This is a genomic window from Pseudomonas sp. 2995-1 (assembly GCF_002742505.1).
In the GTDB taxonomy this organism is placed as follows: Bacteria; Pseudomonadota; Gammaproteobacteria; order Pseudomonadales; family Pseudomonadaceae; genus Aquipseudomonas; species Aquipseudomonas sivasensis.
The window spans coordinates 1-25448 of record NZ_LJSA01000195.1; the positions used below are offsets into that span (position 1 = coordinate 1).

The following is a 25448-nucleotide window of genomic DNA, read 5'->3' on the forward strand; positions in this document are numbered from 1 at the left end:
CGGACGCTGCTGCAGAGGCGCAAAATTTCGGCCGCGATGAACACGTGGGCCATGCCGAGCGCTACAGCCGCGCCCGCCCCCCCGACAGGTGATCCAGCGAGGCGAATTTGCGCGCCACATGGTAGGGCTCGTTGTAGGTGGTGGTCGCCGTGGCAATCAGGCCGATATGCTCCGTCACCGCACTCAACGCCGAGAGCAGGGTCAGCGGCTCGAAATGATCCGATCGCGCCATATGGCTGGCGATCTCGCCCGTGGGCGCGGCAATGCTGTCGGCTACGAACAGTGCATCGAACCTGGCCGCTTCGGCCACCCGCGCCAAGTGTTTGTACTGGGCGAAATCCAGCCCGGCATTTGCCGGTACGTCCGGATGGCGCCACGCGGCCACATGGTGCCCGGTTGCCATGAGAAAGGCGCCGAGTTTCAGCTGACGGCTCATGTTAGAAATCCTTGCGCAGTTGCACGCCGAAGTAACGTTCATCGTCACGAGGTACGGCGCGGTAGATGTAGTTGCCGCCACTGGCCAGCAACGGCGAGTAGGACTTGTCGGCGAGGTTTTTGGCCAGCAGCGCCACGCGCCAGCCATTGCTGTAGTCCGCCAGGGCCACGCTGGCGTTCCAGATGCCGTAGGCGCCTTGTTTGGTGTCGAGGTTTTGGCTGATGTCGTACTGCACTTCGCTCTGCCAGCTGTAGTCGGTGCCCAGTTCGATATCCAGGCCGTTATCCAGTGGGATGGTGTAGTCGGCGCGTACGTAACTCTTCCAGTCCGGGCTGTAGGGCAGCGGCTTGCCGTTGACGTTGCAGGTGGCCGCCGCGCCCGCCGGGCAGGCGAATTCGTCGATGCGTGCACGGGTGTAGGCCAGGGCGCCGGAGAGCTTGAGTTGCTGGGTGGCCTGCAAGGCGTAATCGAGTTCGACGCCTTCGGTGCTGACGCTGCCGGCGTTGATCAGGCGGGTCACCACTTGGCCGGCGACCGAGTCGAAAAAGTTGGCCTGGTAGTTGTCGTAGTCGCTGTGGAAAACCGCCAGGTTGGTGGTCAGTCGGTTGTTCCAGGCAGTGGCCTTGATCCCGGCTTCCCAGGTGTTGGAGGTTTCCGGCTTGAGCGCATCGGTATCGCGCGGCTGCATGTTGAAGAACACGTTGTAGGCCGGGCCTTTGTAGCCGCGCGAGTAGGTCAGGTAGCTGGTGATGTTATCGGTCAGGTCGTACTGCACGCCGAGGCGCCCGGACCAGCCATCTTCGTCCACTGAACCCGAGCTGGACGTGGCCGGTTGAATCCCGCTGACGGTGGTGGCCGAGGTGGATACGCGGCGGTGATCGTATTTCAAGTCGTCATGGGTGTAGCGCAGGCCGGCGATCCCGCGAAAGCGCGAGGTGAAGTTGAGCGTGGTCTCGCCAAACACCGCGTAGCTGTCGCTGGTGGTGCTGTAGTCGGCGACGCCACGGTCGGTGCGCGTTGTGGTGGTGAGCGTGCGCTGGTAAGTCTCTTCGTCCTTGCCATGCATGTAGAACAGGCCGCCGACGTACTCCAGGAATTCACCCTTGGGCGAGGCCAGGCGCAACTCTTGAGAGTACTGGTCGAAGGCCAGCTCACCCTTGTCGGCAGTGCCGGGAAACGCGGCGGTCACGCTGCCGAGGCGGTCGCCATCCTGGTATTGGGTGTTGTCCCAGCCGCGCCAGGCGGTGATTGAGGTCAGGGTGTAGTCGCCCAGGTTCCAGTCCAACTGGGCGGACAAACCTTTGTTGGTGTCCTCGACATGGCTGCGCGTATCGGTGTTGATGTCGCGGTTGTCGCTGGAGGCCCGCACCGGGCTCAAGGCGTTGCTGAATGCCGGGGTCAATGACTTACTGACCACACCATTCGGTGCATCGTCGTGAGACTGCATGTAGTCGGCGATCAGCGTCAGCGTCACGTCGTCGTTGGGGGTGAATTCCAACTTGCCGCGAATGCCTTTGTGGTTGTAACCGTTGACCTCCTGACCGTTGTGCTGGTTGTCGACGTTGCCGTCATAGCTGCCAAACAGCGTGCTGACCGAGCCTTTGAGCACGTCCGGAACCAGGCTGCCGCCGATGCCGAAACGGGTGCGGCTTTCATTGCCGCTGTAGTACGACTGGTCGATGTAGCCGTGGGTCTCGGCGCTGGGGGCCTTGCTGGTGATGTTGAGCACACCGGCCGAGGCGTTCTTGCCGAACAGCGTGCCTTGGGGGCCGCGCAGCACTTCGATGCGTTCCAGGTCCAGCAGGTCGAGGGTGGCCTGGCCGGGGCGCGCATAGACCACGCCGTCGATCACCGTGGCCACCGTCGGCTCCACGCCGGGGGAGGTGGAGATGGTACCCACGCCGCGTACGAATAATGAGGTGTCCTTGTTCGATGCGCCGGTACGGAAGTTCAGCGACGGCACCTGTTGCGCGATGCTCGCCACGCCGTTGCGGTTGTCGCGCTCCAGTTGCTCGCCGTCGAGTACCGAGACCGCCACCGGGACTTTCTGCAGGGATTCTTCGCGGCGGGTGGCGGTGACGGTCACCGCTTCGAGGGTGGCTTGCGGCTCGTCGGCGGCAATGGCGACGCCTGCCGGAAGTGCGGTCAAACCGGCGAGGAATAACAAGTGAGTGTGTTTGTGCATGCTGTGCCCGCTCAAAAAAATGCCCTGGTCCGCTGCGGTTCTACGACCGTCAGCGCCTGTGAAACTGTCTTGGACATTCGCTTGAGCGAGTAGCAGACAGCGCGCTTTGTTAGCGCTAACATCGGCATTATTGTTAGCTCTGCTTTAGAGCGTCAAATACTTAAAAATTAGTCTCATATTCTTTTTGGTTGTTAACAGGATCCTCCCGTGAGCGAAGAAAAACCGCGCAAGCGCCGTGGCGCCGGGCGTGTCACCTTGAATACCGTGGCGCGCCAGGCTGGCGTGTCGGCTATTACCGTGTCGCGTTATTTCAACCAGCCGGAACAGGTGTCCCCAGAACGCCGCGAACGCATTGCCCAAGTAGTCGCCGAGCTGGGTTACGTGCCCAACCTGGTGGCCGGCGGATTGGCGTCGGCGCGTGGGCGGATCGTGGCGATGGTGATCCCGAACATTTCCGGACCGATTTTTGCCAATACCATTCAGGGGTTCAGCGATACCCTCAGTCGCCATGGCTACCAACTGTTGCTGGCGTCGAGTTACTTCAGCGCCGAGCAGGAAGAAAGCGCGGTGCGGGCGTTTCTGGGTTGGTCGCCAGCGGCGCTGGTGCTGACCAGTCGCTTCCACAGTGCGGCGACCGAAAAGATGATTGCCGACGCGGACATTCCGGTGGTGGAAACCTGGGACTACGTGCCCGAGCGCGCACCGGTACAGATCGGCTTTTCCCACTACCAGGTCGGCGTCAGCGCCGCGCGTTACCTGCATGGCAAGGGCTATCGGCGCATGGCCTTCGTGCAGAACAGCGTGGCGGGTGACTTCAGCGCCCATGAGCGTGGGGAAGGATTTTCGGCAACCCTGGTCGAACTGGGCGTGCAGCCCCAGGTGTTCGTCCCGGACGCCGGCCGCGCACCGTTCGAGGCGGGCAAGCAGGCCATGGAGGCGCTGATGAGCCACGCCACCCCACCGGAGGCGATCTTCTTCGCCAATGACAACCTGGCCGCCGGTGGCCTGCTGGCCGGGCAGCGTTCCGGATTGAAGTGCGCGGTGCTCGGGTTCGGTGATTACCCGTTTGCAGAAATGCTGCTGCCGAGCCTGAGCACCATCAAACCGCCGGCGCTTGAGATTGGTGTGCTGGCGGCGACGCGGGTCCTGGAAAGCCTGGGGGTCTTACCGGTTGCGGATGACGTCCAGCGGCTGAATTTCTTGCAATGTCAGTTGATCGCGCGTGAGAGTGCCTGACACAACCGGGCGCTACTCACGCGGGCTCGTATGCTTATGTGCCGGTCCGACGAGCTGCCTTCGGGTAAGCCTTGTTTGCCCAGGCGATATCGCCTGGGCTGAGCATCGAGTTTCTTGAGTGGAAGGTATTATCCGTCGTCAACGCGGGGTTGATCGCGTAGTGCATGGCTGAGTCTTCGTCATACGGCAGAAAATCATAGGCAGCGCTGCGCGGCAGGGGCAGCAAGTTGGCTTGCTGGTAGTGACGGGGTATATGCCGGTCAAGTTTGGCCAGGTCCCACGGGATATTCGCGTCAGGATGCTGATGGGCGTGCCGGGCGCCGAGCATGTGGCCGAATTCGTGCAACACGGTGTGGGCGAATGAAGTCGACGAGTAGTCTATCGGCAGGTTCATGGTCGGCATTCCGGGGGAGACTTTTTGTGCATCGTTACCGACCATTGAGACCCCGGAACCTTGATGAATCGGCACCCCCGAGATGCGAACATCGCCTTCTTCCCCGCTGACGAATTCGAACTTAAGGTTGATATGGGGCAGCCACTCGCTGGCGGCCTGCTTGACCGCCTGCACATAAGGGTCGTCCATCTCGTAGTCATACATGGCGATTTTGAGGGTGCTGTGCTGCGGCCAGTATTTATCGGGCTCACCCACATCGCGGCGACTTCGGGAGAGGCGTTCGGTCGGTTGAATGCTGTCGCCGTCCTCGGCGGGCGAGGGGGGTGGCGCGGGCAGCGGAGGCGTGAATAGTCTTGAAGCGATCATGGCGTCTTACTCGGGTTATCTGGGACAAGTCCGAGCATTGATTGGCACGGATCGCCCAGAGCGTTCCATTGAAGCCCCGACACTCGCCCGAGGTTTATTTGCGGCGCGGTGGCATTTTGGATACGGTGCAAGCCTCTTCCTCCAGGACTTTTCCATGACCGAGTCGCCGTCGAAAACCCGCCGCGCACCCAAAGGTGAAAAACGCCGCGAAGAGCTGCTGGATGCGGCCTTGCAAGTGTTTTCCCTGGAAGGCTACAGCGGTGCCTCGATGGCGCAGGTGGCGGGGATCGTAGGGATTTCCGTGGCCGGGTTGCTGCACCATTTTCCGAGCAAGATCTCGCTGTTGATGGGCGTGTTGCAGCGGCGTGATGAGGTCAATCAGCGGATTGCCGATGAAGTGCGTGCGGAGAAAACCCTCAATGGTTTGCTCGGCAGCCTGCGCGCAATCAATCGTTCAAATGCCACGGCGCCTGGCGTGGTGCGCGCGTTTACCATCTTGAATGCCGAAAGTCTGTTGGATACCCAGCCGGCCTGGGCGTGGTTCCAGGCGCGCTACGCGGCGATTCACCAACGCATGCAAGGACAGTTTGCCGACCTGGTGGCGGCGGGGGAGGTGCGCGGCGACGTGGACATCGCCGGGCTGGTGGAGGAGATCCTGGCCATGATGGATGGCCTGCAGATCCAGTGGTTGCGGTTTCCCGAGCAGGTGGATCTGGTGGCGCGCTTCGACGCCTACATTGCGCGGGTTGAAGCGGCCATTCGAACCTGAGTCAAACACAGTCAAAAATGTGGGAGGGGGCTTGCCCATCCCACATTAGACCGAGTCGGGATCAGTTACCGGAAGCACTGCCCTGGCTGCTGTCATCGCTCATGTCATAGCCATCACCTTCACTGGTGCCGCTGTCGCCTTCATTCTGATGCAGCACACCGCCAGTCTTCACCTGTGGCAGCTCACGCAACGTCGAATTGAGCGCTGAACGCGGCAACGGGTTGCTGGTGGTCGTCGACAGTTCCTGGCGGAACGGGTTGACCAGCTTGGCGTTCAGGCGAATGTCCTGAGACGACGCGCCCACCGACAAGTTGAAGCTGTCGGCGTCCACCACCCATTGCTTGCTCTTGACGTCGTAGTAGGCCAGCGAGCGATCGTTAAGCTCGATGGTCACGCGCTTGCTCTCGCCCGGCTTCAAGAACACTTTCTTGTAGCCCTTGAGTTCCTTGAGCGCCCGCTCGACTTTCGGATTGTTCTGGCCCACGTACAGCTCGGCGACTTCGGCGCCCGCCACCTTGCCGGTGTTGGCCAGGTCGAACGACACCTTGATCGGCGCCCCTGCAACTGCAACCCCTGGCGTCACGCTGATGTTGCTGTAGCCGAAGGTGGTGTACGACAAGCCATAGCCGAACGGGTAGAGCGGCTTGATGCCTTTTTTCTCGTAACCGCGATAGCCCAGGAACAGGTCGTCCTTGTAGCTCATCTCAGCCAGGGTTTCCTGGTTGTCGAACTTGGGGAAGGTCGCGTAGATCGGGTTGTCTTCGATGTTGCGCTCGATGCTGATTGGCAACTTGGCCGACGGGTTGACCTTGCCCAGCAGGATCTCCGCCAATGCCTGGCCGCCGTTCTGCCCAGGGTAGAACGCATGCAATGCGGCCGGTACCTGGTCGATCCAGTCGCTCATTTTCAACCCGGTACCGCCGTGCAGGGTGACGACAGTATTGGGGTTGACCTTGGCGATGCTCTGGATCAGTTGGCCCTGGAACTCCGGCAGGTCGAAGCTGTGGTCAAAGCCTTCACCTTCGTATTCATTACTGTTGCCCGCAGCCACCAGCACGGCGTCGTACTTGGCCAGGTCCTGTGGCGCCACCAGCGAGGCCCAGCTCATCTGCACGCCCACCAAACCGCCCATGGTCGAGAGGTAGCCGTTGCGGCGCGAGTATTCCAGCTTGATGTCGACGGCTTTGCCAGCCTCAAGATTGACCTTGGCGAATACCGGAATGGTCGGTGGGATGCTGTTGTTGGGCAGCGGCTTGCCGTCGCCGTTATCCAGCACTTTCTTGCCGTTGACGTAGAGACGCACGGCACCGTCGGCGCGAATCTTGAACACCTGCTCGCCGCTGACGGTCGGGGTGATCTGGCCGCTGTAGCGAATCGAAGTGGCCGCCGTATCGCCGTTCACCGGCAGGCTGCCGGTGGACCAGTCCAGGTCGACATGGCGATCGGTGCGGCTGGCCGCCGGGTCGCCGGACCAGTTGGTGTTGTTGAAGAACTCAGTCTTCACGCCTTTGACACTGTTGCCGTCGCTGTCCGTGTGAGTCCAGTTGGAGGCCGTCGGGTCCAGGGACAGGCCGTCGATAAACTCGACCTTGGCACCCGGCGCCAATTGCTGCAGGCCGCTCAGCTCGCTGATGTAGTTGGCCGCCATCACATTCGCGCTGCCGAAACCGGTGGGCGGGGCGTATTTGGCCAGGTTGCCGACCACCGCGATGGTCTTGACCTTCTTGGCATCCAGAGGCAGCAGGTTGTTCTGGTTTTTCAGCAACACGATGCCTTCGCGCGCCGCGTTCAGGGCCACGCGGTTGCTGGTGGCGCTGTTCATGTTGTGGCTGGTCAACGGCGCTTTGCTGTCGAACTTGTACAGGTAGATCTGCTTGAGGATGCGCCGCACCTTGTCATCGATGGTCGCGCTGCTCAGCTCGCCGCTGTCCAGGAACGGCTTGAGCACCGTGCTGTTCATCTGGTAGCCCATCATGTCCAGGTCGGTGCCGGCCTGCGCCGCCGGCAAGCCGTTGACCACCGCGTTGTAGTCACTCTGCACGAAGCCTGGATAGCCCCATTCGGTCTTCAGGATGTCGCGCATCAGGTGTTTGTTCTGGCAGGCGAACTCGCCGTTCACTTTCTGGAACGCACACATCATCATCGCCACCTTGCTGTTCTTCGAGGCGGACTCGAAGGGCGGCAGGGTCATCTCGCGCAGCACACGCTCGCTGATGATTTCGTCGAGGTGGAAGCGATTGCTTTCCTGGTCGTTGGCCGCGAAATGCTTGGCGTTGGCCCAAACGCCACGGGACTGGATACCGTTGATCACTGCCGGCCCCAGGCTGGCGCCGAGGAACGGGTCTTCACCGGACAGATACTCGAACGCACGGCCACTGTAGGGCATGCGGTACAGGTTCACGCCGGGGCCGGTGACGAACTGATAACCGCCGCTGGCGGTGTCGTAGCCCAGTGCACGACCCAGGTCGATGGCGCGGCGCGGGTTCCAACTGGCGGCCAGGTTCGGTCCGGAAGGGTAGACCACGCCCTGGGCGTTGCCTTCACTGGTGTAGCGCACACCGACGCCGCCGTCGGCACCGTGGATCTGTGGGATGCCGTATTGGGTCAGCGGCTTGACGTCCCAGCCACCGGTGCCGCCGATGTAGGCGAGTTTTTCTTCCATGGTCATCTTCGCCAGGGTTTTGTCCGCGGCCTTTTCTGCACGGTTCACCCGGCCTTCGTCCAAGGCAGGGCTGGTGGCCGCGTGCACCTGGGACACGGCCAGCGCCAGCAGGGCAAACGCCGACTGCGCACCGATCATCTTGCGTTTATTCATGGGGTTTCTCCGACAACTGTTTAGTAAAAATAGGGTGACGCTCGTCACTTTTTCGTGGGCAATAGTTCGCCTTGATCGCAATGTTTAACCGATGGCTAATTGCAATTACTTGGCGGGTTTTGCAGATTCTGTAAGTTTAATAATTGTGTTAATTATTGTTGTGGATGATGTCTTGGCGATATCACTAGATGGCATTTTGAACCGCGAAAACGTGATAATTAAGGCAATTCTTGCGGTTATAAGTCAAACGAAAGCTAATTTTTGCGTGAAATAAGAAATATTTCATTACGATTTTGAACTAAGACTAAACCTACCAGTCGATTGGTTTAAGAAAATAGATGGTGGCATGGCGAACTAGTGGCGTTGCTCGGTAGTTCTAAAAGGCCATGTTTTATACACGCTGTCATACACAACGCTTTGCTGTAGGGTCTTGAACCGATTCAAGGCGCCACGTGAGCGTTTCGCAGTTTTTTATCTGGAGAATGTTTATGAAAAAGTCCCTGCTGGGTGCCGGTTTTGTGCTGGGCGTTGCATTGAGCGGCGCGGCCATTGCGGCTGAAGCCACCGACGCGGATGCCAAGTCCGGCGCCGCCGATTCCACCGTGTTGACCCAGTCCCACGATGCCAAGGCTGCCAAGAAGCAGAAGGCAGAAACCACCAAGGGTGGCCGACCGTTGAATGGCAGCCAGGCCGCGCCGAAGACCTCGAACTAACGGCGAAACGCGGCCCCCTGCGGGAGGGGAAAGCCCACTCCCACAGGGGTTCCCAGTAGCCCTTTAGAACATCGCCCCTCAGATAGCTACTCATGCCAAGTCCCTCAACGCCCATCAACGCCTGCCAGATGCACATCCCGCACACCGAACAGGTCTGCGCGTGGCTGATGCAGCACGCCGGCTTGAAAACCGTTGACCTGGAGCGCGCCCGGCGCCTGTCCCAGGAGTCTGACGACACCGAACTACTCGGCCTGCTCACCCGCCTGGGACTGGTCTCCGAAGTGGAGTTGGCCCGCGCCTGGGCAGACCTGCTTGGCGCACCGCTGTTGCTGGCGGACGCAGCGCCGCCGTTGCTCGACCCGTTACCGGCCCTGACCGAGCGTTTTATGCGCCATCACCAAGTGGTGCCCGTGGGCTGGAGCCAGGGCGGGTTGCGGGTGCTGGCGGCCAACCCGGCGTTGGTTTATCCGTTCCAGGCCATGGCTTATGCGTGCGGTGTGCCGGTGTGGCTGGCGGTGGGCCCGCGCAATGAAGTCGATACCCTGATCGAGCGCTATTACGGCCAGGGCCGCTCGGCGATGGGTACCCTGATCGAAAACCTCGACGAACAGGGCGGCGCGCTCGAAGACATCGAACACCTCAAGGACATGGCCTCCGAAGCGCCTGTGATTCGCCTGGTCAACCTGATCCTGCAGCGCGCGGTTGAACATCGCGCCTCGGACATCCATATCGAACCCTTCGAAAATCAGCTCAAGGTGCGCTACCGCATCGACGGCGTGCTGCACGAGGCGGAGGCGCCGCCGTCCAGTTCATCGGCGGCGGTGATTTCGCGGGTAAAGATCATGGCGCGCCTGGACATCGCCGAACGCCGCCTGCCCCAGGACGGGCGCATCATGCTGCGCATCCAGGGCAAGGAACTGGACTTGCGTGTGTCCACCGTGCCCACCAGTTTTGGCGAGTCGGTGGTCATGCGTTTGCTCGACCGCCAGACCGTGCAGTTCGATTTCCAGAGCCTGGGCTTCGATGGCCAGCGCCTGGAAACCTTCCTCGAAGTGCTCGAACGCCCCCACGGCATCCTGCTGGTCACCGGTCCGACTGGCTCGGGCAAGACCACCACGCTGTACACCGCGCTGTCGCGGCTCAATACCGCCGAGCGCAAGATCATCACCGTGGAAGACCCGGTGGAGTACCAGCTCGAAGGCATCAACCAGATCCAGGTAAAACCGGCCATCGGCCTCGACTTTGCCGGCGCACTGCGCTCCATCGTGCGTCAGGATCCGGACGTGATCATGATCGGCGAGATCCGCGACCTGGAAACCTGCCGCATCGCCATCCAGTCCTCGTTGACCGGCCATTTGGTGCTGTCGACCCTGCACACCAACAGTGCGGCGGCGAGTATCACGCGCTTGCTGGACATGGGCGTCGAAAGCTACCTGATCGCCTCGACCGTCAACGGCATCCTCGCCCAACGCCTGGTGCGCCGTCTCGATCCTGCCACTCGAGAAGCCTTCGAAGCACCGGCCGAATTGATCGCCGAACATGGCCTGGACCGTTTTACCGAGCAACGCCCGATCATGCTCTATCGCCCTCGCGCCGACGCGCCCGGTGGCGGCTACCACGGCCGCAGTGCAATCACTGAATTGCTGGTGATGAACGATGAACTGCGCAGCCTGCTGATGCGTCAGGCCGACGCCGCCACCCTGGAACAGGCTGCCCGTCGCGGCGGCCTGCGCACCTTGCATGAAGAAGGCCTGCGCCAGGCCGTAGCCGGGGTTACATCCCTGGAAGAAGTGCTGCGCGTTACCCGAGGGGAGGGCACGTGAGCCTGTTCAAATACCGCGCCCTCGACAGCCAGGGCACGCCGCAAAATGGCACCCTGGAAGCCAAGGACCAGGATGCCGCCGTCGCCGCGCTGCACAAGCGCGGTTTGTTGTTATTGCACATTGATGTGGCCGGCGCTCAAGGGCTGCGCAACGCCCTTGGGCGCGGCCAGTTGAACGGCGCGGCGTTGGTCAGTTTTACCCAGCAACTGGCCACGCTTTTGGGCGCCGGACAGCCGTTGGAACGCTCCCTGGGCATCCTGCTCAAACAGCCCGGCCAGCCCCAGACCCGCGCGTTGATCGAGCGCATTCGTGAGCGCGTCAAAGCCGGTCAGCCTTTGTCCAAAGCCTTGGAAGAGGAGGGCAGCCAGTTCTCGCCGCTGTACCTGAGCATGGTGCGTGCCGGAGAGGCGGGCGGCGCCCTGGAAAACACCCTGCGCCAGCTCAGCGACTATCTGGAGCGCAGCCAACTGTTGAGGGGCGAGGTGATCAATGCGTTGATCTATCCGGCGTTTCTGGTGGTTGGCGTACTAGGTTCACTGGCGCTGTTGCTGGCCTATGTGGTGCCGCAGTTCGTGCCGATCTTCAAAGACTTGGGCGTGCCGATTCCATTGATCACTGAAGTGATCCTGAGTCTCGGCCAATTCCTGGGTGCCTACGGCCTGGCGGTGTTGGCTGGGTTGATCGTGACGATCTGGACCCTGGTCGCTCGCCTGCGCGACCCCCGGCGCCGCGAAAAATACGATCGCCGCGTGTTAGGCATTCGCCTCATCGGCCCACTGTTGCAACGGGTCGAAGCCGCCCGACTGGCGCGCACCCTGGGCACCTTGCTGAGCAATGGCGTGGCCCTGCTGCAAGCCCTGGTCATCGCCCGGCAGGTCTGCACCAACCGCGCCCTGCAAGCGCAAGTCGCCCAGGCCGCCGAGTCGGTCAAGGGCGGCGGCACCCTGGCGAGTGCCTTTGGCTCGCAGCCGCTGCTGCCGGACCTGGCCTTGCAAATGATTGAAGTCGGCGAACAGGCCGGCGAACTGGACAGCATGCTGCTCAAGGTCGCCGACGTGTTCGACGTTGAAGCCAAACGCGGCATCGACCGCTTGCTCGCTGCGCTGGTGCCGTCCCTGACCGTGGTCATGGCGGTGCTGGTGGCGGTGATCATGCTGGCGATCATGCTGCCGCTGATGAGCCTGACCAGCAATATATGAACCCTCAAGGACCCACCTCCATGCGCTCAAAACCTGCACGCCGCCAAAGCGGTTTCACCCTGTTGGAAATGCTCGCCGTGATCGTACTGCTGGGCATCGTCGCGACCATCGTGGTGCGCCAGGTCGGCGGTAACGTCGACAAGGGCAAATACGGCGCGGGCAAGGCGCAACTGGCGAGCCTTTCGATGAAAATCGAAAGCTACGGGCTGGATGTCGGCTCACCGCCCAAGACCTTGCAGCAACTGGTTGAAAAACCGGGCAACAGCGCCGGTTGGGCCGGGCCGTACGCCAAGCCGTCGGACCTCAAAGACCCGTTTGGCCATGCCTTTGGCTATCGCTTTCCTGGCGAGCACGGTGCGTTTGACCTGATCTTCTACGGCCAGGACGGCCAACCCGGCGGCGAAGGCTACAGCGCCGACCTGGGCAACTGGGAATAACCCACGACCATGCCCAACGCCCAACGCGGCTTTACCCTGCTGGAGATGCTGGTGGTGATCGTCTTGATCAGCATCGCGGCCGGGTTGGTCGGTTTTGGCCTACAACAAGGCCTGCGTGCGGCGAAAGAGCGCCAGGCGGTCGGGCAGATCGTCGAGGCGCTGCGCAGCACGCGCGCCCGGGCGATTGTCGGTGGCACCACTGAAAGCACCGTCTTCGATTTGCGCGACTTGAGTTTCCAGGCGCCCGGTCGCCCGAAAAAACACTGGCCCGCCGAGCTACAGGTAACGCTGCACACCGCCGAGCAAGCGGGCTCGGCGGTGGATTTCTATCCTGATGGCAGCTCCACCGGCGGCAACGTGCTGCTGGTCAACGGCAGCCGACGTTGGCGCATCGACATTGGCTGGCTGACCGGCAGCGTCCAGTCCAAGGCCCTGCCATGAAGGACCAGCGCGGTTTTACCCTGTTGGAAATGCTCGCCGCGCTGACGCTGATGGCGATCTGTAGCACGGTGCTGCTGGTCGCCTTCGGCCAGAGCGCGCGCTCGTTGTTGCAGGTAGCCCATAGCGACCGTCTCACCCATGCCGCCTTGAGCGTAATGGATCAGGAGGGCACCGGGCCTCTGGCGAGCGGCACGCGCCAGGGCGAAATGGACGGCATCGCCTGGCAACTGCGCATCGCCCAACAGCCCAGCCGCATCGGCCAGGCGCATTTGTTTCGCCTGGACCTGAGTGTCAGCGAAGGCCCGCGCCAGGCCAGCTTCAGCACCTTGAAACTGCGCGCCGCCGGGGCTGGATTGTGAAGCGGCGCCAGCAGGGCTTTACCCTGCTCGAAATCATGATCGTGCTCAGCCTGCTGGGGGTGCTGCTGACCCTGGTCGGCGGCGCGTTGCTCGGTGCCAATCGCGCGGTACTCAAGGCCCAGCGCTACACGGTCAGCCTGGATGAAATGCGTGCTGCCCAGCAATTTTTGCGCACCGCTATCAGCGAGGCGTTACCGCTGGATGTGACCGAGGACGACAGCCAGGTCGATGGTTTTTTCGCGGGCGGACCGCAGCGCATGCAGTTTGTGGCGACCTTGCCCGGTGTGCTCGGTGGCGGCATTCAGCGTTTCACCCTGCAACTGACTGGCCCTGAGGCGCAGCGTGATTTGCAGGTGGCGTTTGCGCGGTTTGAGTCCCTGGCGCAGGTCAGCGTGCCGGCGTCACGCAGCGAGCCACAGGTGTTGCTCAAAGGCGTCGAAGACCTGCAATTCAGCTATCGCGGCTTGTCGCCCAAGGGCCAGGCCACCGGCTGGATCAGTGAGTGGCCGTGGACCAAACGCCTGCCCTACGCGGTGCGGATTGCCGCCCGCGTCGACGGCCCGGTGCCGTGGGTGACCCAGGTGGTTGCTTTGCGCCTGAACCTGTCTGGCGGGGCGCCCGAATGATCAAGCACCAACGGGGTGTGGCCCTGCTGCTGGTGCTCTGGGTGCTGGCCTTGCTCAGTTTGTTGCTGGGCGGGCTGGCCGGTTGGGTACAGCTGGAAACGCGCCAGGCCGCGTGGCATCGCCAGCACACCCAGGCCGTGCTGGCGGCGGAGGCGGGCGTGGCGCTGGCGATGCAAGCCGTGGCCGACCCGTTGCAGCGCAAACAGTGGATTGCCGACGGGCGTGAAATCCCGCTGGTGTTCGACGACGCCCAACTGCACGTGAGCCTGCGCAGCGAGCGCGGCAAGTTGTACCTCAACAGCGCCGAAGTGGGGGATTTTGCCCGCTTGGCCCTGGCCTGCGGCGCCACACAGACCCAGGCCAAGCAGTTGGCCAGGGACTTGGAAGTGCGCCGCAACCAGGGCCTTGCACCGTTTCGGGTGGTGGAAGAAGTGCGACAACTGCCGGGCATGACCCAGGCCTTGTACAGCGCGCTGGTGCCGGAAATCAGCCTGTGGAGCGGCCTGGATCGGCCCGATCCGGCGTTCGCGAGCCCGTTGATGCGCCGTGCCTTGAACCTGCCGCACCAAAGTGCGGTGGGTGCCGACCCCGGTGATGTGCTGGTGGTCAGCAGCCGCGCCCAACGCCCCGGCGGTTACCACGCCGAGCTGCAAGCCACGGTGTTATTGAGCCCCGCGCAAGGCAGCGCACAACCTTATCGAGTACTACGTTGGCAAGAATGAATGAACACTTAACCGCGCGGCTGCACCTGCTGACGCAGCCGCTCGCCCGGCGCTGGCACGGCAGCCTGCTGCAACAGGGCTGGCGCCTGTGGCTCAAGGAGCTGCGTGGCTGCCTGCCGGGGTGGTTGTTGCCCCATGACATTCCCGAGCACGTCTACCCGTGGCCGATCACTGCGCCTGTGGTAAAGCTCACCGGCGAGGCGCGCCAGGTGTTGTTGCTGGCACCGGACGCCGTGTTGGTGCAGAGCCTGCAATTGCCTGTGGCCGCCGCACGCAACCTGTCCACGGTCGTCGGTTACGAACTGGACCGCTTCACTCCGTTCGACGCCGCCCAGCTGTACTTTGTCGCGCGTCAGGAACGCCGCACGGCCGCCCATCTACAGGTGACGCTGGTGGCGATCCTGCGCGAGCGTCTGGACCAGATCCTCGATGACTGCGCGGCACTCGGCTTGCAACCCCACGCCGTGGACGTATACGACCGCGCGGGCGTGCCCATGGGCATCGACCTGCTGCCGGCGCCGTTGCGTCCGCGTCAGCGCCCGGCGGGCAAGGGCTTGCAGCGCAGTCTGCCGTGGCTGTGCGGCGCCTTACTGATTGCCGCCATGGTGCTGTGGCTCAACGACCGCCAGCGCGTGCTCGACGCCATGCAACAGAGCGTGCGTGCGCAAAAGGCCCAGGTCGCCGAGGTCCAGGCCCTGCGCCAGCAACTGCTCAACACCCGGGGCGCCGCGCAGTACTTGATCCGCCGCAAGGCCGCGCAGCCGCCCTTGGCCGCATTGCTCAATGAACTGACCGCCTGCCTGCCGCCCGACACCTGGATCGACCAGTTGGAAGTCAACGACGGTGCCGACGTGTCCTTCTCCGGGCAAAGCGCCAAGGCCAGTGCCCTGATCACCCGCATCAAGAACTGCCGCAGCCTGGAAAACGCTCAGTTCGAAGGGGTCATCCAACCCGATGCGCAAACCGGCAAGGATCAGTTTTCCTTGCGCGCCCACCTGCACCAGGAGGCCGCCGATGCGCCGACCACTGACACCCCGTGAACGCCGTGGCGCGGCCTTGATCGTCCTCGCGTTGGTGCTCGGCGGCGCGTATTGGCTGTTGATCGACAGCTGGTTCGCCGGCCCGTTGCGCACCCTGGGCGAACAGGCCGAGCAGCTGCGCGAACAGCAGCAACGCTACGCCGGCGTGCTGCGCCAGGGCGACAGCTTGCGCCAGCAACTGGAAGAAGCGCGCCAGGACCCGGCCAGCAGCACCAGCCTGTTACCCGGCGATGACCCCAGCGCGGTGGCCGCCGATTTGATGCAGCGCATCGCCGACCTGATCAATAGCCGCGCCGGTCTCGGTGGCGGTTGCAGCCTGACCCAGCGCATGCCCATCACCCCGGAGCAGGACGATGCCGAGCCCTATCGCCAGGTCAAAGTCAGCCTGACCCTCAACTGCGCCATCGAGCCCTTAACCGCGATCCTCCATGAACTGGAGTACCAGCGACCGTTTCTGTTTGTCGATGAAATGAGTATCCGCCGCGCCCCGGACGCACCCGCCAGTGGCGGCGCCGGCAAATTGGTGGTGCACCTGTTGGTGCGTGGCTACCTGCAACCGGCTGCCGCCGCGCAGGTGCGCCGATGATCAGCACCTTGCGTCCCCTGGAGTGGGGCTTGATCGGCGTGGCCGGCCTATTGGGGCTGCTGATGGCCGGCATCCTCAGCAGCATCGGCGATGCGCCGCAGTGGTTGCCGCCGCCCGCGCCCGACACACGCGCCAATGCTGCGGCCAAGGTGTTGGTGGCCCCGAGCGCAACCCTGGACAGCCTGGCCGGCACCTGGCAGGCACCGTTGTTCAGCCCCGACCGCAGCCCCGACCGCGCGGTGGGCCAAGGCACTGTCTCCAGCCTGTCGAGCCTCACGCTGACCGGCATCGTCCTCGACGGTGACCTGCGCGTGGCGCTGCTCAAGCGCGCCGACGGCCCACCGTTGAAAGTCCACCAGGACCAGACCCTGCCCAATGGCTGGCGTCTGGAGCACCTGACCCCCCGCGACGCCCGTTTCGTACTCGACGGCCGCAGCCAAACCCTGAGCCTGCGGGCCCTGCGTTTGCCGCCGCCGTCCAGCACACCGCCGATTACCCTTCCTCGCGAGTCCACCCCTTGATCGATACCTTCCCTGGCGCCTTGCGCACCACCGCATTTTGCCTGGCCACCGCCGTCGCCCTCGGTGGCTGCGGGACATTCCCCGACCACCTCGACCCGGACGAGGCCCTGCTGCACGAAGCAATGCAGGGCACCGGCTCGCAACGTCCGCCCGTGGACCCGGCCAGCGAACAGGCGCCGGTCGACAGCGGCCAGCCCCAGGCAAAAACGCCGCCCCAGCGCCAACTGATTCGCGGCAACCAACAGTTTGTGCGGCAACCGGTTGCGGCACCGTCTGCGAAGGAGGAGGGCGGCGGCGACATCGTGTTCAACTTTGCCGACCAGCCGATTGAAGCGGTGATCAACAGCGTGATGGGCGATCTGCTGCACGAGAACTACAGCATCGCTCAGGGCGTGAAGGGCAACGTCAGCTTCTCCACCTCCAAACCGGTGAACAAGCAGCAGGCGTTGTCGATTCTGGAAACCCTGCTGTCCTGGACCGACAACGCGATGATCAAGCAGGGCAGTCGTTATGTGATCCTGCCGGCGAATCAGGCGGTGGCGGGAAAACTGGTCCCCGAAATGCGCGTGTCGCAACCGTCCAGTGGCCTGTCGGCGCGGTTGTTTCCGCTGCGCTATATCTCCGCCACCGAAATGCAGAAACTGCTCAAGCCGTTCGCCCGCGAAAATGCCTTCCTGCTGGTGGACCCGGCGCGCAATGTGCTGAGCCTGGCCGGCACCCCCGAAGAACTGGCCAATTACCAGGACACCATCGACACCTTTGACGTGGACTGGCTCAAGGGCATGTCGGTGGGCGTGTTCGGCCTGCAACGCGCCTCGGTGGCCGAACTGATGCCCGAACTGCAAAAGATGTTCGGCCCCGACAGCGGCATGCCCCTGGCGGGCATGGTGCGCTTTCTGCCTATCGAGCGGACCAACTCGGTGGTGGCGATTTCGTCGCAGCCGCAGTACCTCAGTGAAGTCGGCGACTGGATCCACACCATCGACGAAGGCGGCGGCAACGAGCCGCAGATGTATGTGTATGACGTGCGCAACATGAAGGCCACCGACCTGGCCAAGTACCTGCGGCAGATCTACGGCACAGGCGCGATCAAGGACGATACCCCGGCCAAAGTCGCCCCCGGTTTGCGCACGGCAACATTGTCGTCGCCGGGCACCAACAGTACGTCCGGCAGCACGCCGGGTGGCCTGAGCAACAACCTCAATGGCAACCAACCCGCCGCAGAGGATGAGGAGCAGGAACCCGAAGTCGAGCAGGACACCGCCGAGCAGGGCGCGACCGAAGACGCCCCGGCCAAAAGCCTCGACGCAGGCACCCGGATCACCGCGCAAAAAAGCAGTAACCAACTGCTGGTCCGCACCCGGCCGGTGCAGTGGAAAGAGATCGAATCGGCGATCAAACGTCTCGACAATCCACCGCTGCAAGTGCAGATCGAGACGCGCATTCTCGAAGTCAAACTCACCGGTGAACTGGACCTTGGCGTGCAGTGGTACCTGGGGCGCCTGGCGGGCAATTCCACCAGCACCACTGTGGCCAATGCCTCCGGCAGCCAAGGCGCGTTGGGGGGGGGCGGTGCTGGGCTAGGCGCGGATTCGTTGTTCTACTCCTTCGTCAGCACCAACCTGCAAGTGGCGCTGCATGCATTGGAAACCAACGGTCGCACCCAGGTGCTGTCGGCGCCGTCGCTGGTGGTGATGAATAACCAGCCAGCGCAGATTCAGGTGGGGGACAACATTCCCATCAGCCAGACCACGGTTAACACGGGTACCTCGGATACCACCTTGAGCAGTGTTGAATATGTGCAGACCGGGGTGATCCTCGACGTGGTGCCGCGGATCAATCCGGGTGGATTGGTGTACATGGATATTCAGCAGCAGGTCAGTGATGCGCAGGATCAGGCGTCGACTAACAGCGACACGCCGACTAATCCGCGTATTTCCACGCGGTCGGTGTCCACCCAAGTGGCGGTGCAGAGTGGGCAGACGGTGTTGCTGGGCGGGTTGATCAAGCAGGACAACGCCGAGTCGGTGAGTGCGGTGCCTTACCTTGGAAAGATCCCGGGGTTGCGGTGGTTGTTTGGGAATACGAGCAAGTCCAAGGATCGGACGGAGTTGATTGTGTTGATTACGCCTAGGGTGATTACCAGCAGTAGTCAGGCGCGGCAGGTGACGGATGATTATCGGCAGCAGATGCAGTTGTTGCGGCCGGCTCGGTAGGTCTGGGTACGTGGTTGATGTGGGGCTTGCTTCTGATCTGCGGTTTGTCGGTGTACATATCCGTTATTCAGGTAATAGCGGCTTATGGTTCCGCTCTTACAGCGGGTCACTTTTGTAAAGGCCGGAACTCCGGCCAGCGTGGTTGACGGGGCGACTCCAGATCAAAAGCAAGGCCGCGGCAGCCTTAGAGCCGACCGCATTCCAAATGTGGGAGGGGCGGTGCGACGATTCGACTTGCTCCCGATTGCAGTGGTTCAGTTACAGCTCTGTTGGCTGACACACCGCCATCGGGAGCAAGCCCCCTCCCACAGTTTGATCTCCGTAGACTAGACAGATACCTAGGCTCGGTGTGCCCGTAATCCGACATTGATTTGGCGGCGGCCCCCCAAATCAACATCGAATTCCGGCCAGCGTGGTTGACGGGGCGATTCCAGATCAAAAGCGAGAGCGCGGCGGCCTTAGAGCCGACCGGGTTCTTAAGCCGACCGCATTCCAAATGTGGGAGGGGGCTTGCTCCCGATTGCAGTGGTTCAGTTACAACTCTGTTGGCTGACACACCGCCATCGGGAGCAAGCCCCCTCCCACAGTTTGATCTCCGTAGATCAGACAGATACCTAGGCTCGGTGTGCCCGTAATCCGACATTGATTTGGGGGGGGGGCCAAATCAACATCGAATTCCGGCCAGCGTGGTTGACGGGGCGATTCCAGATCAAAAGCAAGGCCGCGGCGGCCTTAGAGCCGATCGGGTTCTTAAGCCGAACGCATTCCAAATGTGGGAGGGGCGGTGCGACGATTCGACTTGCTCCCGATTGCAGTGGTTCAGTTACAGCTCTGTTGGCTGACACACCGCCATCGGGAGCAAGCCCCCTCCCACAGTTTGATCTCCATAGATCAGAGAGATAGGTCCTAGCCTGCTGTTCTGCTTTTGATCTTTATCTTAGGCGCCCCGTCAAACACGCTGGCCGGACACCGAGCCTAGGCGAGGTGCCGAGTGTTGGGGCAAGAGTCCTTGGTTACTTTGGGATGGGCCGGCATTCCGGCTCTTTTCCAAAGTGACCCGCCGTAAGGGCGGAGCCAATAACCCGCTGTTACCCCAACAACGGGTATCCCCCAATCCACCTAACCGCCGCACCCAAAAAAACATCATTATTATGAATAAAGTAATTAATAAATAATGAAATTAGAGAATATTAGCTTATATCAAAACAGCATTATATTTTCAAAACCCATTCCGTTATGTTTGATCGCAACAGCCTACCCCTGACCTCGGATGGTACCCAGCGTAATCAAGATTCTGCGCGCCATAACCGGGTGATCATCCCCCGCAGCAGAATCGTTGGAAGTGAGTTCAACGTATGTTGCCAATTCAATCCCCGCAGTCGCCCTAACCCCAAAGCGCCGCAATAGCCCCAAAAAACCGAGCACCGCGCATCGCCGCGTGACTGCCCGACTTCGCGATTTGGAAATACAGGCACGCCTATGAAGCAAACGTCAAAACCCACCGCCATCCTGGCCCTGGCAATTCTGGCCAACACCGCCCATGCCCAGGACGACAGCACCTTGTCCACCGTGGTGGTCACCGGTAACCGTGGTGCCGAGCAGCGCACGGTCACCAGCAGTCCGGTGCCGATCGATGTGGTCAGCGCCAAGCAACTGCAAAGCACCGGCAAGCCGGGTTTGATGGAGGCGTTGAGTGCGGTGATCCCATCGCTGACCCTGCCGGAAAAAACCGGTTGGGACGCCAGCGGCATTGCCCGAGCGCCGAACCTGCGGGGTATGAGCGCCGCCGAAGTGCTGGTGCTGGTCAATGGCAAGCGCCGCCACACCGCCGCCACGCTGAACATCAACGGCATCAACACCGGCGCTGCCCCGGCAGACCTGGACCTGATCCCCATCAGCGCCATCGACCATGTGGAAGTGTTGCGTGACGGCGCCGCTGCCCAGTACGGCTCCGATGCCATCGCCGGGGTCATCAACGTGATCCTCAAGGCCGACACCAGCGGCACATCGGTGACTAACGCCGGCCTCGGCTATGACGGCAAAAAACAGACCGTGCAACAAAGCCTCAACAAAGGCTTTGAGATCGGCAACGGCGGCATCGTGCAACTGGCACTGGATGCCCGCAGCCAAAACGATGACAACAAGGCCAGCGCCAACGGCTACACCTACGCACAGGCCTATGAGCAAGCCGGCCGTTCCACTTATGGCGGCTACGGCACGCCGAAGACCAACCTGCTGACCCTGGGCTACAACGCCGAGTTGCCTATCGACGACGATTTCAGCCTGTATTCCTTCACCACCTATTCACGGCGCAAGGCCGAGCAGGGGCAGAACTTCCGCCTGCCGACCATCACCAACACCATCACCACCGGGCCTAACGGTTACCCCGGCGGCTACACGCCGACCTGGTACATCGATGAGGACGACTTCCAGGCTGCGTTTGGCGGCAAGGGCACCGTCGGCGAGTGGGACTGGGATTTGTCCACCACCTACGGGCGCAACGAAGCGGAGCAGGGCACCACCCATAACCAGAACCCGTCTTTGGGCGAGGCCACGCCGAACAGCTTCACCTCCGGCACTTGGATCAGCACCGAGCTGACCACCAACCTCGACTTCAAGCGCGGCTTCGATATCGGCCTGCAAAAGCCGCTCGACCTGAGTTACGGCTTCGAGCATCGGCGCGATACCTATGAGGTGCAGGCCGGTGATTACGAGTCTTATGCCAACGGCGGTTACTGCGTAGCCCCAGGCAATTGCGCATCAAGCGGGGCGCAGGTCACCAACGGCATTTCGCCGGATGAAGAAAGCAACGCCTCGCGCAACAGCCTGGCCAGTTATGTCGATGTGGGCTTCAACCCGGTGCCGGACTGGTACGTGGGCACCGCGTTTCGCTACGAGCATTACAACCAGGGCGTGGGCGCCACCCGCAGCGGTAAGTTGACCACTCGCTACGATTTCACTCCACAGTTCGCCGTGCGCGCCACGGTGAGCAATGGCTTCCGCGCGCCGTCCCTGGCCAACAGCCTGTTCAGTGCGCGTTCCACCACCTATGGCGTGGTGGACGGGGTGTATCAGTCGATCAACTACGGGGTGCTGCCCACCGGTTCGGCGGCTGCCCAAGCCCTGGGCGCCCAGGATTTGAAACCCGAGCGCTCGACCAACTTCAGTCTCGGCTTCACCCTCACGCCCACCGACCGCCTGAGCTTCACCGCCGACGCCTACGTGATCAACCTGCGCGACCGCATCACCTTGACCGGCACCTTGCTGGGCCCGGAAATCACCCAGGTGCTGCAAGGCAACGGCATCACTTCCACCTCCGGCGGCCAGTACTTTATCAACGGTGCCGACACCCGCACCAAAGGCCTCGACCTGGTCGGCAACTACAGCCAGGACCTGGGCCAGTACGGCGCGCTGAAGTGGACCGCAGCGTTCAACTGGAACCAGACCAAAATCCTCAACTACAAGGAATCCACCACGATCCTCGGCACGTCCTACGACCTGATGGACCGCCAGGCACGCAACCTGATCACCGGCGTACAGCCCAGCACCAAGCTGATCCTGGGCGGTGACTGGAGCATCGATCGCTTCAACCTCAACCTGGCCCTGACCCGCTACGGCTCCTACAAGGAGGTCAATGTGTCCGCCGACCGCAGCCTCGACCGGGTCTACGCGGCCAAATGGATCACCGATCTCGACCTTGGCTACAACCTCACCAAAGACCTCAACGTGGCCATCGGCGCCAAAAACCTGTTCGACGTCTACCCCAAGAAACAAGGCGTGCCCAGCAGCACCATGGTCAGCAGCTACGGCACCTATTCGCCCTACGGATTCACCGGCGGGTACTACTACACCCGCTTGACCTATGCCTTCTAAGGCCGAGGAATAAACCATGCCTATTGTCGCCAAACCCTATGACCTGATTGACCAGCCCCGCGAGGTTCGCCAGGTCCGTGTCTCCCCACCGATCAAAGCCCTGCAAGTGGTGCCTGCCCGGCACCCGTGGCGTTGGGCCGGGTCGATCTTCGCCGCTCTGGTGCTGCTCGCGATCGCCCATTCCCTCGCCACCAACCCGCGGTGGGAGTGGGGTGTGTTCGGCCAGTGGTTCTTCTCGCCGTCGGTGCTGCGCGGGCTCGGGCAAACGTTGTTGCTGACGCTGTTGAGCACGGTGTTCAGCGTGATCCTCGGCACGGCGCTGGCCCTGGCGCGACTGTCCGGCTCGCCGCTTTTGGCGGCCCTGGCCTGGGGCTATATCTGGTTTTTCCGTTCGATGCCGGCGTTGCTGGTGCTGATCATCCTGTACAACTTTGCCTACCTGTATGACCACATTGTGCTCGGTGTGCCGTTCACCAGCGTGGTGTTTGCCGAGTGGTCGACGGTGGACGTGCTCAGCCAGTTCACCACGGCGGTTCTCGGTTTGAGCCTGATGCAGGCGGCCTACGCGGCGGAGATCATTCGCGGCGGCCTGATCGGTGTCGACGCCGGTCAGCATGAAGCGGCAGCGGCGCTCGGTTTGCCTGCATCACGCCGCATCTTCCGGATCATCCTGCCCCAGGCATTGCGCTCGATCCTGCCGTCGGGCTTCAACGAGATCATCGGCCTGGTCAAGGGCACGTCCATCGTCTACGTGCTGGCCCTGCCGGAGCTGTTCTACACCGTGCAGGTCATCTACAACCGCACCCAGGCGGTGATCCCGCTGCTGATCGTCGCCACCGTGTGGTACCTGATCATCACCACCGTGCTGACCAGTGCCCAGTATTACGTCGAGCGTCATTTCGCACGGGGAACGGCAAGGGTGCTGCCGCCCACGCCGTTGCAGCGCATACGCGGTTGGCTCAAGGAGAAATCCCATGAGTGAAGCGCGCGCAGGACGTATCCAGATCCAGGGCGTGGGCAAGCGCTTTGGCAGCCAGCAGGTGCTCAAGGACATCGACCTGACCATCGACCCCGGCAAGGTCACGGTGATTCTTGGGCCGTCCGGCTCGGGCAAGTCCACCTTGCTGCGCACCATCAACCACCTGGAGAAAATCGACAGCGGGCACATCACCATCGACGGTGAATACGTCGGTTATCGGCGCAAAGGTGAGCTGCTGTATGAACTCAAGGAGCGCGAGATTCTCAAGCGCCGCATCGACGTGGGCTTCGTGTTCCAGAACTTCAACCTGTTCCCGCACCTCACCGCTTGGGAAAACGTCGCCGAAGCGCCTTTGGCCCACAAGCGCTGGAGTAAGGCTGAGGCGCAGTCCAAGTCCGCAGAGCTGTTGGCCAAGGTCGGCCTGGCGGACAAGGTCGATGCTTATCCGCGCCAGCTTTCCGGCGGTCAGCAACAGCGTGTCGCCATCGCTCGTGCCCTGGCGCTGGACCCGAAGGTGCTGCTGTTCGACGAGCCCACATCGGCCCTCGACCCCGAGTTGGTGGGGGAAGTCCTCGACGTGATCAAGGGCCTGACCCAACTGGGCGTGACCTTGGTCATCGTCACCCATGAGATCGGCTTTGCCCGTGAAGTGGCCGACCACGTGGTGTTTCTCTGCGACGGCCAACTGATCGAAGAAGGCCCGCCTGAACATATTTTCCGCCAACCCCGACATCCCCGCACCGTGGCCTTTCTCGGCAAAGTGCTTTAGTTAACGGAGTGACTGCCCATGTTTATCTCTACCGCTCGTATCGGCCTATTGGCGCTTGCCGTCAGCACCGCACAAAGCGCATTTGCTGTGCAACAGGTCGACCTCAGCCCCGACCGCGTGCGCGTTCATGTGCCGCGCAACGAGGCGGCCATCGCGCAGATCCCACCGGGTTTCAAGTTCGCCCAGCCGGGCAATTTCACCGTGGCCGTGTCCGGCGTGGCCGGACCACCCCTGGCGCTGCTGGCCAGTGACGACAAAACCACCATCGGCAGCGAAGCCGACACCGCGCAACTGGTGGCCGACAGCCTTGGCCTGCAACTCAACGTGGTGCAGACCAGTTGGGAGGATTGGCCCCTGGGCGTCAGCTCGGGCAAGTACGACGCGGTGATCAGCAACGTCACCGTGACTGAGGCGCGCAAGAAGCGTTTCGACTTCGCCACCTATCGCCAGGACGTGCTCGGCTTCTACGTCAAGACCACCAGCAAGATCTCTGAGATCAAACAGGCTGCGGATATTGCTGGGCTGAAGATCATCGTCGGCTCCGGTACCAACCAGGAAAAAGTCCTGCTGGCTTGGAACGAAGCCAATGAAAAGGCTGGCCTCAAACCCGCGCTGTTGCAGTACTTCGACGACCAGGCCGCCGCGCAATTGGCGGTGCAGTCCGGGCGCAGCGATGCGCTGTTCGGGCCTAACTCGGTGTACGCCTATTCGGCGGCGATCACCGGGGGCATCAAGCGCGTCGGCACGGTGAACGGTGGCTGGCCGTTGCAGGCCGACATCGCTGTGACCACGCGCAAGGACAACGGCCTGGTCAAGCCTATCCACACCGCCCTGGAAGGCGCGATTGCCGGCGGCCAATACGAACAGGTGCTGCAACGTTGGGGCCTGGATGTGGAGCGCGTGGACAAGTCGCTGATCAACCCACCGGGCCTGCCGGATTAAG

The 25448-nt window shown here is 62.2% G+C and carries 21 protein-coding genes and 1 pseudogene; 18 read left to right on the top strand and 4 right to left on the bottom strand.

Annotation, left to right across the window (positions count from 1 at the left end):
- Positions 1-70 precede the first annotated feature (70 nt).
- Positions 71-436: pseudogene (locus AOA61_RS00700) on the bottom strand (LLM class flavin-dependent oxidoreductase); the annotation flags it as partial.
- A 1-nt stretch (position 437) separates the two neighbouring features.
- Positions 438-2621, bottom strand: a complete 2184-nt coding sequence (locus AOA61_RS00705; protein ID WP_099600894.1) for a TonB-dependent receptor — start codon at positions 2619-2621, stop codon at positions 438-440.
- Between the two features lie 207 nt (positions 2622-2828).
- Here AOA61_RS00705 and AOA61_RS00710 point away from each other — a divergent pair, with 207 nt between their 5' ends.
- Positions 2829-3857: a LacI family DNA-binding transcriptional regulator gene (locus tag AOA61_RS00710; protein ID WP_099600895.1), complete on the top strand. Its 1029-nt coding sequence runs from the start codon at positions 2829-2831 to the stop codon at positions 3855-3857.
- Between the two features lie 34 nt (positions 3858-3891).
- Here the strand turns inward: AOA61_RS00710 and AOA61_RS00715 are convergent, their stop codons facing one another.
- The gene (locus AOA61_RS00715) at positions 3892-4617 is read right to left on the bottom strand and encodes a M12 family metallopeptidase (RefSeq protein WP_099600896.1); all 726 of its coding nucleotides are present in this window, start codon (positions 4615-4617) and stop codon (positions 3892-3894) included.
- Positions 4618-4771: 154 nt separating this feature from the next.
- On the opposite strand from AOA61_RS00715, the gene AOA61_RS00720 reads away from it, so the two are divergent.
- Positions 4772-5386: a TetR/AcrR family transcriptional regulator gene (locus AOA61_RS00720; RefSeq protein WP_099600897.1), complete on the top strand. Its 615-nt coding sequence runs from the start codon at positions 4772-4774 to the stop codon at positions 5384-5386.
- Between the two features lie 61 nt (positions 5387-5447).
- On the opposite strand, the gene AOA61_RS00725 is transcribed toward AOA61_RS00720, so the two are convergent.
- On the bottom strand, positions 5448-8201 hold the full coding sequence (locus AOA61_RS00725; RefSeq protein WP_099600898.1) for a glycoside hydrolase family 3 protein: 2754 nt from the start codon (positions 8199-8201) through the stop codon (positions 5448-5450).
- A 488-nt stretch (positions 8202-8689) separates the two neighbouring features.
- On the opposite strand from AOA61_RS00725, the gene AOA61_RS00730 reads away from it, so the two are divergent.
- From AOA61_RS00730 to AOA61_RS00805, 16 genes are all read left to right on the top strand, one after another.
- Positions 8690-8914 carry a hypothetical protein gene (locus AOA61_RS00730; RefSeq protein ID WP_032887233.1) on the top strand — a complete coding sequence of 75 codons (225 nt, stop codon included), beginning with the start codon at positions 8690-8692 and terminating at the stop codon, positions 8912-8914.
- 92 nt (positions 8915-9006) lie between these two features.
- Complete coding sequence (gspE, locus tag AOA61_RS00735) at positions 9007-10737, top strand: type II secretion system ATPase GspE (RefSeq protein WP_095185609.1); 1731 nt, start codon at positions 9007-9009, stop codon at positions 10735-10737.
- Positions 10734-11936 (top strand): type II secretion system inner membrane protein GspF, encoded by a 1203-nt coding sequence (gspF, locus tag AOA61_RS00740; protein WP_099600899.1) that lies wholly within the window; start codon positions 10734-10736, stop codon positions 11934-11936. The genes gspE and gspF overlap by 4 nt, the downstream gene beginning before the upstream one ends.
- Positions 11937-11956: 20 nt before the next feature.
- Positions 11957-12373, top strand: coding sequence for a type II secretion system major pseudopilin GspG (gene gspG / locus AOA61_RS00745; RefSeq protein WP_095185610.1), 417 nt, complete (start codon positions 11957-11959; stop codon positions 12371-12373).
- Positions 12374-12382: 9 nt separating this feature from the next.
- A complete protein-coding gene (locus tag AOA61_RS00750; RefSeq protein WP_032887238.1) occupies positions 12383-12814 on the top strand; it encodes a GspH/FimT family pseudopilin in 432 nt (143 codons plus the stop codon).
- Entirely contained in the window at positions 12811-13173 is a 363-nt protein-coding gene (locus AOA61_RS00755) for a prepilin-type N-terminal cleavage/methylation domain-containing protein (protein ID WP_032887240.1), read from the top strand. The genes AOA61_RS00750 and AOA61_RS00755 overlap by 4 nt, the downstream gene beginning before the upstream one ends.
- A complete protein-coding gene (locus AOA61_RS00760) occupies positions 13170-13799 on the top strand; it encodes a prepilin-type N-terminal cleavage/methylation domain-containing protein (protein ID WP_032887241.1) in 630 nt (209 codons plus the stop codon). Before AOA61_RS00755 ends, AOA61_RS00760 begins: the two co-directional genes overlap by 4 nt.
- Positions 13796-14521, top strand: a complete 726-nt coding sequence (locus tag AOA61_RS00765; protein WP_099600900.1) for a general secretion pathway protein GspK — start codon at positions 13796-13798, stop codon at positions 14519-14521. Before AOA61_RS00760 ends, AOA61_RS00765 begins: the two co-directional genes overlap by 4 nt.
- Positions 14518-15561, top strand: a complete 1044-nt coding sequence (locus AOA61_RS00770) for a PilN domain-containing protein (protein ID WP_032887243.1) — start codon at positions 14518-14520, stop codon at positions 15559-15561. The genes AOA61_RS00765 and AOA61_RS00770 overlap by 4 nt, the downstream gene beginning before the upstream one ends.
- Complete coding sequence (gene gspM, locus AOA61_RS00775; protein WP_095185613.1) at positions 15536-16147, top strand: type II secretion system protein GspM; 612 nt, start codon at positions 15536-15538, stop codon at positions 16145-16147. Before AOA61_RS00770 ends, gspM begins: the two co-directional genes overlap by 26 nt.
- Positions 16144-16668 carry a general secretion pathway protein GspN gene (locus AOA61_RS00780; RefSeq protein ID WP_099600901.1) on the top strand — a complete coding sequence of 175 codons (525 nt, stop codon included), beginning with the start codon at positions 16144-16146 and terminating at the stop codon, positions 16666-16668. Before gspM ends, AOA61_RS00780 begins: the two co-directional genes overlap by 4 nt.
- Positions 16665-18884 carry a type II secretion system secretin GspD gene (gene gspD / locus AOA61_RS00785; RefSeq protein ID WP_032887247.1) on the top strand — a complete coding sequence of 740 codons (2220 nt, stop codon included), beginning with the start codon at positions 16665-16667 and terminating at the stop codon, positions 18882-18884. The genes AOA61_RS00780 and gspD overlap by 4 nt, the downstream gene beginning before the upstream one ends.
- Positions 18885-20363: 1479 nt before the next feature.
- Complete coding sequence (locus AOA61_RS00790; protein WP_099600902.1) at positions 20364-22757, top strand: TonB-dependent siderophore receptor; 2394 nt, start codon at positions 20364-20366, stop codon at positions 22755-22757.
- Positions 22758-22773: 16 nt separating this feature from the next.
- Positions 22774-23739, top strand: coding sequence for an amino acid ABC transporter permease (locus AOA61_RS00795; protein ID WP_032887249.1), 966 nt, complete (start codon positions 22774-22776; stop codon positions 23737-23739).
- Positions 23732-24505, top strand: a complete 774-nt coding sequence (locus tag AOA61_RS00800) for an amino acid ABC transporter ATP-binding protein (RefSeq protein ID WP_099600903.1) — start codon at positions 23732-23734, stop codon at positions 24503-24505. The genes AOA61_RS00795 and AOA61_RS00800 overlap by 8 nt, the downstream gene beginning before the upstream one ends.
- An 18-nt stretch (positions 24506-24523) precedes the next feature.
- Positions 24524-25447, top strand: coding sequence for an ABC transporter substrate-binding protein (locus AOA61_RS00805; RefSeq protein ID WP_099600904.1), 924 nt, complete (start codon positions 24524-24526; stop codon positions 25445-25447).
- Position 25448: the final 1 nt, after the last annotated feature.

Bases quoted from the DNA above. Each gene is read 5' to 3' on its own strand.
- AOA61_RS00705 (WP_099600894.1), bottom strand. From the start codon at position 2,621: ATGCACAAACACACTCACTTGTTATTCCTCGCCGGTTTGACCGCACTT.
- AOA61_RS00715 (WP_099600896.1), bottom strand. From the start codon at position 4,617: ATGATCGCTTCAAGACTATTCACGCCTCCGCTGCCCGCGCCACCCCCC.
- AOA61_RS00720 (WP_099600897.1), top strand. From the start codon at position 4,772: ATGACCGAGTCGCCGTCGAAAACCCGCCGCGCACCCAAAGGTGAAAAA.
- AOA61_RS00725 (WP_099600898.1), bottom strand. From the start codon at position 8,201: ATGAATAAACGCAAGATGATCGGTGCGCAGTCGGCGTTTGCCCTGCTG.
- AOA61_RS00730 (WP_032887233.1), top strand. From the start codon at position 8,690: ATGAAAAAGTCCCTGCTGGGTGCCGGTTTTGTGCTGGGCGTTGCATTG.
- gspE (WP_095185609.1), top strand. From the start codon at position 9,007: ATGCCAAGTCCCTCAACGCCCATCAACGCCTGCCAGATGCACATCCCG.
- gspG (WP_095185610.1), top strand. From the start codon at position 11,957: ATGCGCTCAAAACCTGCACGCCGCCAAAGCGGTTTCACCCTGTTGGAA.
- AOA61_RS00750 (WP_032887238.1), top strand. From the start codon at position 12,383: ATGCCCAACGCCCAACGCGGCTTTACCCTGCTGGAGATGCTGGTGGTG.
- AOA61_RS00755 (WP_032887240.1), top strand. From the start codon at position 12,811: ATGAAGGACCAGCGCGGTTTTACCCTGTTGGAAATGCTCGCCGCGCTG.
- AOA61_RS00765 (WP_099600900.1), top strand. From the start codon at position 13,796: ATGATCAAGCACCAACGGGGTGTGGCCCTGCTGCTGGTGCTCTGGGTG.
- AOA61_RS00770 (WP_032887243.1), top strand. From the start codon at position 14,518: ATGAATGAACACTTAACCGCGCGGCTGCACCTGCTGACGCAGCCGCTC.
- gspM (WP_095185613.1), top strand. From the start codon at position 15,536: ATGCGCCGACCACTGACACCCCGTGAACGCCGTGGCGCGGCCTTGATC.
- AOA61_RS00780 (WP_099600901.1), top strand. From the start codon at position 16,144: ATGATCAGCACCTTGCGTCCCCTGGAGTGGGGCTTGATCGGCGTGGCC.
- AOA61_RS00790 (WP_099600902.1), top strand. From the start codon at position 20,364: ATGAAGCAAACGTCAAAACCCACCGCCATCCTGGCCCTGGCAATTCTG.
- AOA61_RS00795 (WP_032887249.1), top strand. From the start codon at position 22,774: ATGCCTATTGTCGCCAAACCCTATGACCTGATTGACCAGCCCCGCGAG.
- AOA61_RS00800 (WP_099600903.1), top strand. From the start codon at position 23,732: ATGAGTGAAGCGCGCGCAGGACGTATCCAGATCCAGGGCGTGGGCAAG.
- AOA61_RS00805 (WP_099600904.1), top strand. From the start codon at position 24,524: ATGTTTATCTCTACCGCTCGTATCGGCCTATTGGCGCTTGCCGTCAGC.